At 62.2% G+C, this 13,618-nt stretch carries 15 protein-coding genes; 7 read left to right on the forward strand and 8 right to left on the reverse strand.

Annotated elements, in window-relative coordinates; translation table 11 throughout:
• The first annotated feature begins 4 nt into the window (after positions 1-4).
• On the forward strand, positions 5-898 hold the full coding sequence (locus EB809_RS12580; protein WP_223807953.1) for a cobalamin-binding protein: 894 nt from the start codon (positions 5-7) through the stop codon (positions 896-898).
• Positions 895-2,187, forward strand: coding sequence for a DUF945 family protein (locus tag EB809_RS12585; RefSeq protein ID WP_123635173.1), 1,293 nt, complete (start codon positions 895-897; stop codon positions 2,185-2,187). The genes EB809_RS12580 and EB809_RS12585 overlap by 4 nt, the downstream gene beginning before the upstream one ends.
• On the opposite strand, the gene ggt is transcribed toward EB809_RS12585, so the two are convergent.
• From ggt to EB809_RS12605, 4 genes are all read right to left on the reverse strand, one after another.
• Complete coding sequence (ggt, locus tag EB809_RS12590) at positions 2,180-3,889, reverse strand: gamma-glutamyltransferase (protein WP_223807952.1); 1,710 nt, start codon at positions 3,887-3,889, stop codon at positions 2,180-2,182. The genes EB809_RS12585 and ggt overlap by 8 nt on opposite strands.
• Before the next feature lie 2 nt (positions 3,890-3,891).
• Positions 3,892-4,140: a YfhL family 4Fe-4S dicluster ferredoxin gene (locus EB809_RS12595; protein ID WP_123635174.1), complete on the reverse strand. Its 249-nt coding sequence runs from the start codon at positions 4,138-4,140 to the stop codon at positions 3,892-3,894.
• Positions 4,141-4,292: 152 nt separating this feature from the next.
• Positions 4,293-4,775: a pantetheine-phosphate adenylyltransferase gene (gene coaD, locus EB809_RS12600; RefSeq protein WP_123635175.1), complete on the reverse strand. Its 483-nt coding sequence runs from the start codon at positions 4,773-4,775 to the stop codon at positions 4,293-4,295.
• A 151-nt stretch (positions 4,776-4,926) separates the two neighbouring features.
• Positions 4,927-6,372, reverse strand: a complete 1,446-nt coding sequence (locus EB809_RS12605; protein ID WP_123635176.1) for a coniferyl aldehyde dehydrogenase — start codon at positions 6,370-6,372, stop codon at positions 4,927-4,929.
• A 269-nt stretch (positions 6,373-6,641) separates the two neighbouring features.
• Here EB809_RS12605 and EB809_RS12610 point away from each other — a divergent pair, with 269 nt between their 5' ends.
• Positions 6,642-7,337, forward strand: coding sequence for a TetR/AcrR family transcriptional regulator (locus EB809_RS12610; protein WP_123635177.1), 696 nt, complete (start codon positions 6,642-6,644; stop codon positions 7,335-7,337).
• A 167-nt stretch (positions 7,338-7,504) separates the two neighbouring features.
• Here the strand turns inward: EB809_RS12610 and yihA are convergent, their stop codons facing one another.
• Complete coding sequence (yihA, locus tag EB809_RS12615) at positions 7,505-8,167, reverse strand: ribosome biogenesis GTP-binding protein YihA/YsxC (RefSeq protein WP_190294892.1); 663 nt, start codon at positions 8,165-8,167, stop codon at positions 7,505-7,507.
• 270 nt (positions 8,168-8,437) lie between these two features.
• Between yihA and EB809_RS12620 the strand changes: the two genes are divergently transcribed.
• The 3 genes from EB809_RS12620 to EB809_RS12630 all read left to right on the forward strand — a co-directional run bounded on the left by EB809_RS12620 (position 8,438) and on the right by EB809_RS12630 (position 10,785).
• The gene (locus tag EB809_RS12620; RefSeq protein ID WP_123635178.1) at positions 8,438-9,052 is read left to right on the forward strand and encodes a c-type cytochrome; all 615 of its coding nucleotides are present in this window, start codon (positions 8,438-8,440) and stop codon (positions 9,050-9,052) included.
• 195 nt (positions 9,053-9,247) lie between these two features.
• Entirely contained in the window at positions 9,248-9,880 is a 633-nt protein-coding gene (locus EB809_RS12625) for a thiol:disulfide interchange protein DsbA/DsbL (RefSeq protein WP_123635179.1), read from the forward strand.
• A 35-nt stretch (positions 9,881-9,915) separates the two neighbouring features.
• Positions 9,916-10,785, forward strand: a complete 870-nt coding sequence (locus EB809_RS12630) for an endonuclease/exonuclease/phosphatase family protein (RefSeq protein WP_123635180.1) — start codon at positions 9,916-9,918, stop codon at positions 10,783-10,785.
• An 89-nt stretch (positions 10,786-10,874) separates the two neighbouring features.
• Here the strand turns inward: EB809_RS12630 and rpmG are convergent, their stop codons facing one another.
• From rpmG to radC, 3 genes are all read right to left on the reverse strand, one after another.
• The gene (gene rpmG / locus EB809_RS12635; RefSeq protein WP_123635181.1) at positions 10,875-11,030 is read right to left on the reverse strand and encodes a 50S ribosomal protein L33; all 156 of its coding nucleotides are present in this window, start codon (positions 11,028-11,030) and stop codon (positions 10,875-10,877) included.
• Between the two features lie 11 nt (positions 11,031-11,041).
• Positions 11,042-11,278, reverse strand: a complete 237-nt coding sequence (gene rpmB / locus EB809_RS12640; protein ID WP_004579959.1) for a 50S ribosomal protein L28 — start codon at positions 11,276-11,278, stop codon at positions 11,042-11,044.
• Positions 11,279-11,486: 208 nt separating this feature from the next.
• A complete protein-coding gene (gene radC, locus EB809_RS12645) occupies positions 11,487-12,164 on the reverse strand; it encodes a RadC family protein (protein ID WP_123635182.1) in 678 nt (225 codons plus the stop codon).
• Between the two features lie 226 nt (positions 12,165-12,390).
• Between radC and coaBC the strand changes: the two genes are divergently transcribed.
• Positions 12,391-13,602: a bifunctional phosphopantothenoylcysteine decarboxylase/phosphopantothenate--cysteine ligase CoaBC gene (coaBC, locus tag EB809_RS12650; protein ID WP_123635183.1), complete on the forward strand. Its 1,212-nt coding sequence runs from the start codon at positions 12,391-12,393 to the stop codon at positions 13,600-13,602.
• Positions 13,603-13,618 lie beyond the last annotated feature (16 nt).

Consider the following 13,618-nt stretch of genomic DNA (forward strand, 5'->3'; position numbering starts at 1 on the left):
GGCCATGATCCGACCGGCGTGGTGGGGACTGTTGTTGTGGGGCTGGGCGAGCGCTTGCCTGGCTCTGTCGGCGGTCGATGATGGGGGCCAGACGGTCACCCTCGAGGCACCGCCCCAGCGTATCGTCAGCCTCGCGCCACACACCACCGAACTGCTGTTTTCGCTGGGCCTGGGCGACCGCATCGTCGGCGCCAGCGAGTACAGCGATTTCCCGCCCGAAGCGCGTGCTATTCCCCACATCGGCAGCCATGACCGTTTTGACCTGGAGCGCATCCTGTCGCTGCAGCCGGATCTGGTCGTGGCCTGGCAGAGCGGCAACGGGCCGGATGTTATTGGGCGCCTGCGTCAGTTCGGTCTGGCGGTGTTCGCCCTGGAGCCGGACTCCCTGACCGCCGTGCCTGACGATCTGGAGCGTCTGGGCCAGCTGACCGGCCGTGACGCCGTCGCCCGGGAGAAGGCATCGACCTATCGTCAGGCACTCACCCGGCTGACAAAGACCTACGGCGACCGCGCGCCCGTGCGGGTGTTTTACCAGGTTTGGGACAGTCCCCTCATGACGCTGGCCGGCGACCAGTACGTGACGGATGCGATCCGACGCTGCGGCGGGCGCAACCTGTTCGCAGACCTGCCGGGCAAGACCGCGACGGTCAGCGTAGAGGCTGTGCTGGAACGCCGGCCGCAGCTGATCCTGGCCGCCGGCGATCCCGGCACCGACGTCTTCCAGCGCTGGCGTGCGCTTGGCGCGCTCCCTGCGGTAGAGTACGATCAGCTCGTCCTGTTACCCCCGGATACCCTGGCGCGGCCGACGCTGCGTTTGGTGGACGGCCTGGCGAACCTGTGCCGGGCGATCGACGGGGCCAGGCAGACGATTCATGAATCAGGAGAGAGCAGTACATGAAAAAATGGATTTTGGCCGGCGTGCTGGTGCTGGTTGTGATTGTGGCCGCCCCTTACGGGGTGGGCGTGTTGACCCAGCAGCAGTGGGGCGAGGCGGTCAGCCGTATGAACCACGACCAGCCCCTCGTACATGTGGCTACGGATCGCTATGACCGGCACTTCTTCGGCGCCGAACTCAGCGGTGAAATGACCGTGATGGATCCGGAGACCGGGGAGGCCCACCGCATTCCCTATACCGGCGACGTCTCCCACGGCGTGCTGAGCAGTTCCGTCGAGCTCAAGCCGGTTCCGGACAGCGAGCCGATGCTCAAGACCCTGTTCCCCAAGGCGCTGCCCAAACTCACGCTGACCACCTGGCTGTGGGGCACGCTGGAAGCGGACCTGAACGTACCGGCCATTGACCTGACCGACGACGACACCGGGGAAACCCTCAACTCGGCGGAAGCCTACGGCTGGGCCAAGGTGACCGACGCCGGTGATCACGTGGAGCTCAACCTGAACTGGCCGGGCATGGTGGTGCGCAGCGATGCCATTCGCGCCAGCTTCGACAACCTGCAATTGAGCCAGGAAGGTGACCGGGTGGCCGGCAGCCTGTGGTCCGGCGACGCGGCGCTGACCGTGGAGAAGCTGGCCTATGTGGAAGGGGATCAGGTGGATGTCAGCCTGGAAAACCTGCAGCTGACCGGCAATACCCAGCCGGAGAAGGACGACACGCGCGTGTCGTCGCATTCCGCGTTGACCCTGGATGCCGTCAATGTAGGTGATGAGAGCTACGGGCCACACCGGGTCGAATTCAACCTGGATAATCTGGATGTGGACGCCTGGCTGAACTTCCAGTCGGTGGCCACGGAAATCCAGATGATGCAGGCCCAGCCGGATCCGACCCTGTCGCAGCAGGCTCTGTTCCAGAAGCAGATGATGCTGATGCAACGTTTCAGCAACGCCGCCAAGGCGGTGGCCGCCGGTGGCCTGACCGTCGGCATGCCCACCATCGACCTGAAGTCCGCCGATGGCGATATTCAGGGGCACTGGTCCCTGACTCACCCGGAAGTCCCCAAGGCCAAACAGGCGGACATGCCGCTGATCGTCCAGCAACTGACCGGCGAGCTGGAGCTGTCGGCGCCGGTGGCGCTGCTGGAGGAAGACCCGGATGTCTCACGCAACCTGCAGGGTCTGGTGCAGCAGGGTATTCTCAAGCGCGATGGCGACGTCTATCGCATCAAGGCCAAACTGGACAATATGATGCTGGACATCAACGGCCAGTCCTACCCGCTGCCGCCGCTCATCTGACCGGCTTCACCACCGCCTGGCCGATCCCGCGTGGATCGGCCGCCGCGGTGGTTTCCCCGCTCTCCCGGTCCCGCAGGATCAGCTGCATATTGCCGTAATGCCGGCCCACATCCTTCAGCGTGTAGCCCATCGCTTCCAGTGCCGCCTGCTGTTCCGGCGTAAAGGTGTCCGGTTCATGCTGGATCACGTCCGGCAGGTACTGATGGTGGAAGCGCGGATCCGACACAGTGGCTTCGGCCGATTTCCCGTCCAGCACATCCAGTAACCCCAGATAGACCATGGTGATGATCCGGCTGCCGCCGGGCGTGCCGATGATCGCCGTGCGGTCGTCGCTGGTCATGATGGTGGGCGTCATGCTCGACAGCGGCCGTTTGCCCGGTTCGATGCTGTTGGCCTCGCCGCCGACCAGGCCGTAGGCATTGGGAACGCCGGGCTTGATGGCAAAGTCGTCCATCTCGTCGTTGAGCAGCACGCCCGTGCCGGCGGACAGGAACGCCGAGCCGAATGGCAGGTTGATGCTCAGGGTGGCGCTGACCTTGCGCCCGTCGGCGTCCATGACCGACAGGTGGGTGGTGTGGTGGCCGCTGTCCAGATCGCCTTCCAGGGACTGGCTGGGCGTGGCGCGCCGAGGCTGGACGTTGGCCATGCGCCGGTTCAGGTAGGCGGGATCCAGCAGGTGATCGACCGGAATGTCGGTGTAGTCAGGGTCACCCAGATAGATGGCCCGATCGCGGTAGGCCCGCCGCATGACTTCCACCAAGTAGTGGGTGCGAGCCACCGGATCGTCGGCGGGCGTGTCGGGAAACAGGTCGCTGAATGGGCGCTGCTGCATCATGCCGAACATCTGGGCCAGGGCAATGCCGCCGGAGGAGGGCGGGGGTGTGGTCCAGAGGGTGGCGCCGTCATAGTGGATCACCACCGGTTCGCGCTCGACCACGGTGTAGTCCTTGAGGTCCTGAAGCTGCCAGATGCCGCCGGCGTCCTGCACATCAGCCACCAGGCGTTGCGCCACCGGCCCGTCGTAGAAACCGTCCCAGCCGCGATCGGCCATGGCTTCCAGCGTGTCGGCCAGAGCCGGTTGGCGAATCAGCGTGCCGACCGGTGGCACCTTGCCGTCCACCAGGAACGTCTGCCGGGTCGCCGGGTAACGCTGCATGATCTCGTGACGCCACTCGGCCAGGTCGTGGTAGCGCTGATCCACATGGAAACCCTGACGGGCGATGCGGATGGCGTCCTGCAGGTTGGCCCGCAGCGGCCGCTCGGCATAGTGCTCGTTGATGTAGGCGAACGCGCCGGGCTGGCCGGGAATGCCGGCGGCCAACGGGCCGTTGATGGAAAGCTTGTCGGGGTGCACGTCGCCGTTGGCGTCCAGGTACATATCCCGTGTGCTGGCGGCCGGGGCTTTTTCGCGGGCGTCGACCAGGGTGGTTTGCTGATCGGGCTGTTGCAACAGCCAGAAACCACCGCCGCCCAGGCCGGCGCTGTAGGGTTCGACAACGGACAGGACCGCCGCGGTAGCAATGGCGGCGTCAAAGGCGTTGCCGCCTTCCTCAAGCGCCCGCAACCCCGCCTGGGTGGCGAGTGGGTGCGCGCTGGCGACCGCGAGACTGCCGGGCTCGTGCGGGTTAAAGACAGCACAGCCGCCCAGAAGCAGCAGTACCGTGAGGAGAATGCTTAACCGGGGCGTCCGTGCCATCGTCATCGTCAGGCTCCTGTCAGTCGATGATACTTGTCCATCAGCTGGGCTTCGGATTCCTTGTGCTCGGGATCCAGTGGGATGCAGTCGACCGGGCACACCTGCTGGCATTGTGGCTCATCGTAGTGGCCCACGCACTCGGTGCACTTGTTGGGATCGATGATGTAGATCTCGTCGCCCGGCGAGATCGCCTCGTTCGGGCATTCCGGCTCACAGACGTCGCAGTTGATGCACTCGTCCGTAATCATCAGGGCCATGGGTTTCCCTCGAAAATACGGAAAATAAGGATGGGATGGCGTGACGACCGCGTCGGGTCACTACACCCTCTGGAATGATGGTGACATTTTACCGGATTTCGACGGCAACTGTGAGTGGCGATGACGGCTGCCCGCGGGCAGCCGTAAAACCATCATGATTTGGCGAATTTCTTTTCCAGCGCCTCGGCCACCACCGGCGGCACGAACTCCGTCACATCGCCGCCGAGAGAGGCAATTTCTCGGATCAGGCTGGAAGAGATATAGGACAGATGGTTGGCGGGCGTCAGGAAGATGCTCTCCACACCCGGCGCCAGCCGGCGGTTCATGTCGGCCAGCTGGAACTCGTATTCGAAGTCGGAGACCGCACGCAGGCCGCGGATCAGGATGTTGGCGCCCTGTTCCTGCACAAAGTCGGCCAGCAGCTTGCTGAAACCCACCACCCGGATGTTGGGCATGTCGCTGGTGGATGCCTCGATCAGACGGATCCGTTCCTCCAGGGACAGCAGGGGATTCTTCTTGGTGCTGGCGGCGACCGCGACGATCACGGTATCGAACAGCCGCGAGGCCCGGGCGATCAGGTCGACGTGGCCGTTGGTGACCGGGTCAAAGGTCCCGGGATAGACAACAGTGTTCATGGCATGCCCTCGCTGACGGTAATGCTGCGCGATAGTAGCCCGACTCTACAGGCATGTTCAAATCCGGCGCAGGCAGCACCTTGATGGCCCAGGATGGGGCGATCCATCGCCCGGGGTGTCAATCAGCGCCCCGGGCGTTATCGGGCGAGTCCTAGCGGATAAACATCCGGTACACCATCTTGTGGAACGGCGTGTTGTAGGGCGGGTAGACAAAGCGGCCGCTGTTCAGCTTCTGGCGCCCGTAGACGGACTTGCCATGGGAGAAGGTCAGGAAGCCTTCCTTGCCGTGGTAGTGCCCCATGCCGGATTCGCCGATGCCGCCGAATGGCAGGTCGTCCTGGGCCACATGCATGAGCGTGTCGTTGATGCACATGCCGCCGGCGTGGGTGTTGGCGACCACATGGTCCTGGGCGTCCCGGTCGTAGCCGAAGTAGTACAGCGCCAACGGACGCGGCCGGTCGTTGATGAAGTCCAGCGCCTCGTCGATGCTGCCGTAGGTCACCACCGGCAGGATCGGGCCAAAGATCTCCTCCTGCATCACCAGCATGTCGTCGGTCGGGTTCAGGACCAGGTGCATCGGCAGCTTGCGGGTGCCGTCGCCCAGGCTTTCCGCCGCCGGGTTGACCTCAATGACCTTGGCGCCCTTGCTGCGGGCGTCGTCGATGTAGCGCACCAGGCGCTCGTACTGGCGTTCGTTGATGATGGCGGTGTAGTCGTTGTTGTCCCGCAGGGTGGGGTACATGTCGGCAAACCGGGTGCGGAATTCGTCGACGAAGGCCTGCAGGCGATCCGCCGGGCACAGCACGTAATCCGGCGCGACGCAGGTCTGGCCGGCGTTGACGGCCTTGCCGAAGGCCAGTCGCTCGGTGGCGTCGCGCATGGGCACGTCGTTGGAAATGATGGCCGGCGACTTGCCACCCAGCTCCAGGGTGACCGGGGTCAGGTTCTCAGCAGCGGCGCGCATCACATGGCGACCGACGGCCGTGGAGCCGGTGAACAGCAGGTGATCGAACGGGCGGGCGGTGAAGTCCGCGGCCACGTCGGCCTCGCCGTTGATGATGCTGATCAGGTCCTGTGGAAACTTGTCTTCAATCAGCTGCTTGATCAGGGCCGAGAAGTGCGGGGTGAATTCCGACATTTTCACCATCACCCGGTTGCCGGCGGCCAATGCTGCGGTCATGGGACCGATCGACAGCAGCAGCGGATAGTTCCAGGGCACGACGATGCCCACGACGCCGACCGGCTGGTAGACCACCTTGTTGCTGGCGGGCTGGAACAGGACCGACACATGGCGCTTGGACGGCTTCATCCAGTCGCCGAGGTTCTTGAGGGCGTAATTGATACCCTGGACGGCGGGCATCAGCTCGGCAATCTTGGTCTCGTCGGCGGACCGGCAGCTGAAGTCTTCGTCGATGGCCGCAATCAGTCGATCCTCGTTGGCCAGCAGCAGGCGCTTGAGTCGATTCAGGTTTTCCTTGCGCTCGGTCAACGACGGGTAGGCATTACGGCGGAATGCCCGGCGCTGCTCCTCGAACAACCGTGTGGTTTGCTGGATCTGCTTTTTGCTTTCGGTCAGATGAACGACGCTTGCGGTCATGGTGACTCTCCTCGCCTCAGGGGCCCGATGCCTGTCCGGTCGGAGCCGGATGTCCGCGGTCTGAACGCGGTTCTGCGTAAAAAGTACGTTGAGGCTGTTCGGGGTGATCAATAATTGTTCGATTTGTGTTTGAGGGTATTATTAGAGTATATACTCTAGTGAGTCAAGGATCTCATCTGGCCGCTTGGGCCAATGTGTTATCCGGCGCCTCCGGCATAGGATGAATGTCGAAAACCGGTGCGGTTCATACACAACAACAAGCCTGCTTCATGAAAACACGCGACAAGATTCTCTTAACCAGTCTGGACCTGTTCAACGAGCGGGGTGAGCGCAACACCACCACCAATCACATTGCCGCCCACCTGGGCATATCGCCGGGCAACCTCTATTACCACTTCCGCAACAAGTCGGACATCATCTACGAGATTTTCCAGGAATACGAAAAGCTGGTGGACTACTACCTGGAGATTCCCGACGACCGGCCATTGGGCCTGGACGACATGATGTTCTACCTGGAGTCCGTGTTCGACGGCCTCTGGAGCTACCGCTTCCTGCACCGGGACCTGGAGTTCCTGCTGGACAACGACGCCCGTCTGCGGGAGGACTACCGTCTATTCACCGGCCGTTGCCTGGCGGCCATCAAGCAGATCTTCTCCGGTCTGACCGACGGTGGTCTGTTCGAGGCCCAGGCCGACGAGCTGAAAGACGCCATGTCCCTGAATGTCTGGCTGGTGATCACCAACTGGATGGCGTTCCTGAAAACCGCCCACGCCGGCGACAGCACCGACAGCATCACCCGGGAACAGCTCAAACAGGGCATTTTCCAGGTGCTGACCCTGGAAATGCCGTACCTGCGGGATGCCTACCGGGAGGATGTGATGGCCATCCGGGAGCGCTATCGGCCCGAACTGATCGGTGCGGGGGAAGAAAGCGGAGTGTTATGCGGGTTTTCACGGATGAAATAGGTGCAAAAGGCAAGGAACTAACGGGAGAACATCCGGTCTCAGTTATCGGACGTGGACCAGAACGGATTACTGGTTGCGTCTTTCTGAGCGCCAAGCTCAGGTTTTAGCTGAAAGCAAAACCCTGACGTTCTCCCGGCTCCTGCAAGCCGGGAGCTTTTTTTGTGGCCTCAGGGCGCGACAGTGATGGGTTGCTCTTCCGCTTCCAGCCAGTCCGTCAGGGCATTGCGGGCCTGGTCCAGCCCCTGCTTTTTCATGGCCGAAAACTGAACCAGATGCTCCAGGCAGTTCACCCCTTCCAGCGCCTTTCGAATCTTCAGCATCGCCTGTTTGGCCTGTCCCGATTTCAGCTTGTCCGCCTTGGTGGCCAGGATCATCAGTGGCAGCTGGCTCTGCTCGCACCACTCGATCATCATCCGGTCAAAATCCTGCAGGGGGTGGCGAATGTCCATCACCAACACCAGGCCCCTCAGGCTTTCGCGACGGGACAGGTAGTCGTCCAGGTGCTTTTGCCAGTCCTCCTGCATCTCTTTCGCCACCTTGGCGTAGCCATAACCCGGCAGGTCCACCAGCCGGCAGCCCGGGCGGTTGAGCGAGAAGAAGTTGATCAGCCGCGTGCGGCCCGGCGTCTTACTGGTGCGAGCCAGCTTGCTGTTGACCGTAATGGCGTTGATGGCGCTGGACTTGCCGGCGTTGGAGCGGCCGGCAAACGCCACCTCGCTGCCGTCATCGGGCGGGCATTCCGCCACCCGGGAGGCGCTGGTCAGGAAGCGGGCGCTGTTATAGGCAATGGGCTTGAGCTCGGCGGTGCCGGGAGAAGCGGAGTCAGACACGATCAGAGAGTTTCCGGTCAACAGTGAATGGACAGGTTGGAGCGCGATTCCCGGTTCGAATTCGTTAGCTTCACTAAGGAATTGAACGGTGCGGTTCCAGCAACTAATGTATAGTATCACACCAGTTCAGTGGGAACGGCGGGGCTGGCGCTCCGGCGGAAGCACTGCTATGACAAGAAATAAAGGAGCATCTGGGTGCGTTCGGGCGGAAAGCATCCGGGAGACTTTCTGAAGCTCCACGGGATTTCTGATTGAGAGAGCGGGGCGAGCATGAAAAAACGGATCACAGGGATCGTTCTGGGCCTGGGCATGGCTCTGACAACGGCGGCGTACGGTGCCGGTGACCCTCAGGCCGGTCAGTCCAAAGCGGCGGTCTGTGCCGGCTGCCACGGCCAGAATGGCGCACAGCCCGTGCAGCCGGTTTACCCCAAGCTGGCCGGGCTCGGCGAAACCTACCTCTACAAGCAACTTCAGCACATCAAGGCGGGCGAACGGCAGATCCCGGAAATGACCGGTCTGCTCGCCAATCTGTCGGACAAGGACCTGCAGGATCTGGCGGCCTATTTCGACCAGCAGCAGACGCCGATCGGCAAGGCCAATCCGGATCTGGTCAAGAAAGGCGAGCAACTCTATCGCGGCGGCAACCTGGCCAGCGGCGTGCCGGCCTGTGCCGGCTGCCACAATCCCAAGGGTCTGGGTAACGAGCCGGGCGGTTTCCCGCGTCTGAGCGGGCAGCACCCGGACTATGTGATCAAACAGCTCAAGGCCTACCGGGCTGGCGATCGCAGCACCGGCGCCATGAGCCAGATCATGATGGACGTGGCTTCCCGACTCACCGAAGAAGAGATGGCCGCCGTCGCCAGTTACGTCTCCGGCCTGCACTGATCGGGTTCTGGCGATCGCATCACTGGGAACCCTCGCTTCGGCGGGGGTTTTCTGTTTCGGGTCGCGACGTTGCGTACCCGCCGCTGAGCCGTAATAATGCCACCCATTCATACCAGTCCGTGCTGCGGCGCGTGGCGAACTTTCCCGCAGGTTTGAGGTCACAAGCCCCTGCGACGACAACGATAGGAGTGAATAATGTCGACATTCTGGAAAGGCTGGCTTTGTGCGCTGCTTCTCCTGCCGCTGGCGGCCACCGCCCAGGCGGCACAGTTTCAGGAAGGTCAGGATTACGAGCGGCTGAGCTCACCGCTGCCTACCCAAAATCCCGACCACATCGAAGTCACCGAAGTCTTCTGGTATGGCTGCCCCCACTGCTACGCGTTCAAGCCCCTGATCGAAGACTGGGCCTCGAAGAAGGCGGATGATGTCGATTTTGTACTGGTGCCGGCGGCTCTGGGGCGGACCTGGGATGTCCACGCCCGTGCTTTCTACACCACCAAGGCCATGGGCGTGTTCGACAAGACGCACGATCTGCTGTTTGATGCCCTGGCGCGGGACCACAAACGTCTCAACAACGGCGAAAAGATTGCTGACTTCCTGGCTGACCACGGTGTGGACAAGGACGCGTTCCTGAAGACATTCAACAGCTTCGGCGTGAATGCCAAAATGCAGCAGGCTGAGGCCTATGTTCGGGGTGCACGGATCACCGGTGTTCCGACTATCATTGTCAATGGGAAGTACAAAGTCAGCGCATCCATGGCTGGCAGTCACGAGAACATGATCAAGGTGATCGACTACCTGGTCGACAAGGAGCGCAACGCGCAGTAACGCCTTGTCGCGGGCGGTTCGAAGGTCAGCAGGGCATGTACGAGCGAATTCGCAAACAGCTCAACGAGTTGATCGGTAATGCGCCGGTTCGGAGCGCCAGTGTCGGCGCCTGTTCCGGCACCGAACACGTGCCCGATTTCGAGCCGCACCGGCATATCCGTCTGCTGACCTACAATATCCAGGTGGGTATCAGCACCTCATCCTACCGTCATTACTTCACGCGCAGCTGGCAACACATCCTGCCCCACCGTCGGCGCATCGAGAATCTGGACAAGATTTCCCAACTGCTGCGCAATTACGATGTGGTGGCGCTGCAGGAGTGTGACGGCGGCAGTCTGCGCAGTGGCTTCATTAACCAGGTGCAGTACCTGGCCGAAGCCAGCGGCATTCCTTACTGGTATCAGCAGCTCAATCGTAACCTCGGTCGACTGGCCCAGCACAGCAACGGCTTGCTCAGCCGCTACCGACCGCTGGATGTCACCGAGTACAAATTGCCGGGCCTGATTCCCGGGCGGGGCGCTATCGTTGCTCGCTACGGCGACCCCAACGATCCCCTGGTGCTGGTGATGATGCACCTGTCCCTGAGTGCCCAGGCCCAGAATCGACAGCTGGGTTTTGTGCGCGACCTGATTGGCGAGTACCAGCACGTGGTCCTCATGGGCGATATGAACAATCACGCCGAGCAATTGCTGGGCAACACGCCGCTGTCGGAAACCGACCTGGTGCCGTTGCCGGAAACCGCCCACAGTTTCCCCAGCTGGCGGCCCGAGCGGGCGCTTGACCACATTCTCGTGAGCCCCTCGCTGGAAATCCGGCGCGCCGAAGTCATCAATCACCCGGTCTCGGATCATCTGCCCATCGCCATGGACATCGCCCTACCGTCCGGCTACGTCGCGAAATTCTGAAGCCCCTCTGAATCGGTTACCGGTCAAACAGGCACAAAAAAGCCGACGGTCACGAGGTGAGCGTCGGCTTTTTCGAAAGCGGATCAAGATTACTTGATCTTGGCTTCCTTGTAGGCAACGTGCTTGCGAACAACCGGATCGTACTTCTTGATCTCGATTTTCTCAGGCGTGTTGCGCTTGTTTTTGTGGGTCGTGTAGAAGTGACCCGTACCTGCAGATGATACCAGCTTGATCTTCTCGCGCATGATGCGGCTCCTTATACCTTCTCGCCGCGGGCACGAAGGTCGGCCAGCACAGCGTCAATGCCTTTTTTGTCGATGATACGCATACCTTTGGTAGAGACGCGCAGCTTCACAAAGCGCTTTTCAGTTTCTACCCAAAAGCGATGGTTCTGCAGATTCGGCAGAAAACGACGCTTGGTGTGGTTCATCGCGTGAGATACGTTATTACCGGTGACCGGCCGCTTACCGGTAACCTGACAGACTCTGGACATGTTTGCCTCCGACCTGAGCTCTTAAGTCCTGAAATACAGAATTCGTTATTTCGCGCCTCTGGGTGCTCGCCAGACGCCGCCAGAAAGGGACGCTTTTATACCAGAATGCCCAGGCCAACGCAAAAAATTGTTGGGAATTTGGCCAGTTTTTTCGGGCATTACTCATATGGGGGGCTGAATGACGGCGTTTTGTCGTCTGTATGGCGCTTTACAGGAGGCCCCGTTCGGCCAGCGACACCACCTCGCCATGTCCCACCACCATGTGATCCAGCACCCGGATATCCAGCAACTGTAGCGCGTCGGACAGGCGACGGGTCAGGCTGATATCGGCCTGGCTGGGTTCGGCCACGCCGGAGGGGTGATTATGGGCGAAAATTACCGCCGCTGCATTGTGATCCAGGGCCTGGCGGACCACTTCTCGCGGGTAGACGGCCGCGCCGTCGATGGTGCCGCGGAACAGCTCCTCATACCGGATGATGCGATGGCGATTGTCCAGAAACAGGCCGGCAAAGACTTCATGGGGATAGTGGCCCAGCCGGCTGCTGAGGTAGCGGCGAGTGTCCTCCGGCGAGCGCAGCGGATCGCCCTGGTGCAGGGGCGCATCGAGAACCCGCCGGGCCATCTCCATGGCGGCCTGGACCTGGGCGTATTTGGCGGTGCCCAGGCCGCGGATCTGGCAGAACCGATTGGCGGAGGCGGTCATCAGCTCCCGCAGACTGCCAAATTCATTGAGCAGCGACCGCGAAAGGTCCATCACGGGCTGGCCGGTGGTACCGGTGCGCAGGAAAATGGCGAGCAACTCGGCATCGCTGAGACTGCCAGGGCCGTGCTTGAGCAGACGCTCACGGGGCCGTTCATCCGTCGGCCAGGCGGTTGGTGTGGTCATCCCGATTCCCTCCGGGTCAATGCGTCCCCGGACCACAACGGCACTCCAGCGGGGGCCGTGTGATGAATATCGGGGCGCTGTGGCTTCCTTATAGATGCAGTGGGCGAATCCGTCGCCGCGGGGCAGCTTACCATGGTCGCCGGGCTGTCGGGAGGGTGCCTGTGGTGCTATCTTATGGCGTTTATGATGGCCCCGTTGTGTGGACCGGAACGAGATGGGAGAGGGCATGGCGCAGAAAAACATCCTGCTGGGCGTGACAGGCGGTATTGCGGCGTACAAATCTGCCGAACTGGTGCGGCTGCTGAAAAAGGCCGGACACGCGGTGCAGGTGGTCATGACGCACGGCGCCGAAGCGTTTATGACGCCGCTGACCTTCCAGGCCCTCAGCGGCGAGCCGGTGCGCACGTCGTTACTGGACCCCGAAGCAGAAGCCGGCATGGGCCATATCGAGCTGGCCAAGTGGGCCGATATGGTGATGGTGGCGCCTGCCTCCGCCGACTTCATGGCCCGTCTGGCCCAGGGCATGGCGGACGATCTGTTGACGACCGTTTGTTGTGCCACAACCGCGCCGATCATCCTGGCGCCTGCCATGAACCAGGCCATGTGGAGCAACGGCCGGACCCAGCGCAATGCCCGCTTGCTGGCGGACGATCCGCAGGTGGAGCTTTGGGGGCCGGATGCCGGTGATCAGGCCTGTGGCGATGTGGGCCCCGGTCGCATGCTGGAGCCGGATGCCCTGGCCGGTCGTCTGCTGGACCGCCTGGATGGCCCGAAGCCCCTGGCCGGCAGGCGTGTGGTGATTACCGCCGGACCCACCCGGGAGCCGATTGACCCGGTGCGCTACATCACCAACCACAGCTCCGGCAAGATGGGTTATGCCCTGGCCAGCGCGGCCCGTGACGCAGGCGCCGAGGTGGTGCTGGTCAGCGGCCCGGTTACCCTCGACTGTCCGGCCGGCGTGCGCCGGGAATCGGTGATCACCGCCGAGGAAATGCTGAAGACCGCGGAAGCGGCTGTGGCAGCCGGTTGCGATCTGTTCATCGCCACCGCCGCGGTTGCCGATTACCGGCCGGAAACCTGCGCCGGCGACAAGATCAAGAAATCTCGCGACAGCATGAGTCTGTCCCTGGTGCGCAACCCGGACACCCTGGCGAGCATTGCCGCCCGCGCCGACAAGCCCTTCACCGTCGGCTTTGCCGCCGAAACCCGCGATGTCGAGCATTACGCGCGGGACAAGATGGCGCGCAAGCATCTGGACATGATCGTCGCCAACGACGTCTCGCGCCCGGGTCTGGGTTTCAACAGCGACCACAACGCCGTCACCGTGTTCTGGGATACCGACAGCCGGACCTTCGAACCGGCCAGCAAGCAGGCCCTGGCACGGGACCTGCTCAGCCTGATCGCCCAACGCGCTTTTTCCACTGACTCCAATCTTTAACGAATGACAGATTAAG

This window comes from Marinobacter sp. R17, assembly GCF_003789045.1.
GTDB lineage: Bacteria > Pseudomonadota > Gammaproteobacteria > Pseudomonadales > Oleiphilaceae > Marinobacter_A > Marinobacter_A mangrovi.

Coding starts and splice junctions, on each gene's coding strand:
- EB809_RS12580 (WP_223807953.1), top strand. CDS start 5: ATGATCCGACCGGCGTGGTGGGGACTGTTGTTGTGGGGCTGGGCGAGC.
- EB809_RS12585 (WP_123635173.1), top strand. CDS start 895: ATGAAAAAATGGATTTTGGCCGGCGTGCTGGTGCTGGTTGTGATTGTG.
- ggt (WP_223807952.1), bottom strand. CDS start 3,889: ATGACGATGGCACGGACGCCCCGGTTAAGCATTCTCCTCACGGTACTG.
- EB809_RS12595 (WP_123635174.1), bottom strand. CDS start 4,140: ATGGCCCTGATGATTACGGACGAGTGCATCAACTGCGACGTCTGTGAG.
- coaD (WP_123635175.1), bottom strand. CDS start 4,775: ATGAACACTGTTGTCTATCCCGGGACCTTTGACCCGGTCACCAACGGC.
- EB809_RS12605 (WP_123635176.1), bottom strand. CDS start 6,372: ATGACCGCAAGCGTCGTTCATCTGACCGAAAGCAAAAAGCAGATCCAG.
- EB809_RS12610 (WP_123635177.1), top strand. CDS start 6,642: ATGAAAACACGCGACAAGATTCTCTTAACCAGTCTGGACCTGTTCAAC.
- EB809_RS12620 (WP_123635178.1), top strand. CDS start 8,438: ATGAAAAAACGGATCACAGGGATCGTTCTGGGCCTGGGCATGGCTCTG.
- EB809_RS12625 (WP_123635179.1), top strand. CDS start 9,248: ATGTCGACATTCTGGAAAGGCTGGCTTTGTGCGCTGCTTCTCCTGCCG.
- EB809_RS12630 (WP_123635180.1), top strand. CDS start 9,916: ATGTACGAGCGAATTCGCAAACAGCTCAACGAGTTGATCGGTAATGCG.
- rpmG (WP_123635181.1), bottom strand. CDS start 11,030: ATGCGCGAGAAGATCAAGCTGGTATCATCTGCAGGTACGGGTCACTTC.
- rpmB (WP_004579959.1), bottom strand. CDS start 11,278: ATGTCCAGAGTCTGTCAGGTTACCGGTAAGCGGCCGGTCACCGGTAAT.
- radC (WP_123635182.1), bottom strand. CDS start 12,164: ATGACCACACCAACCGCCTGGCCGACGGATGAACGGCCCCGTGAGCGT.
- coaBC (WP_123635183.1), top strand. CDS start 12,391: ATGGCGCAGAAAAACATCCTGCTGGGCGTGACAGGCGGTATTGCGGCG.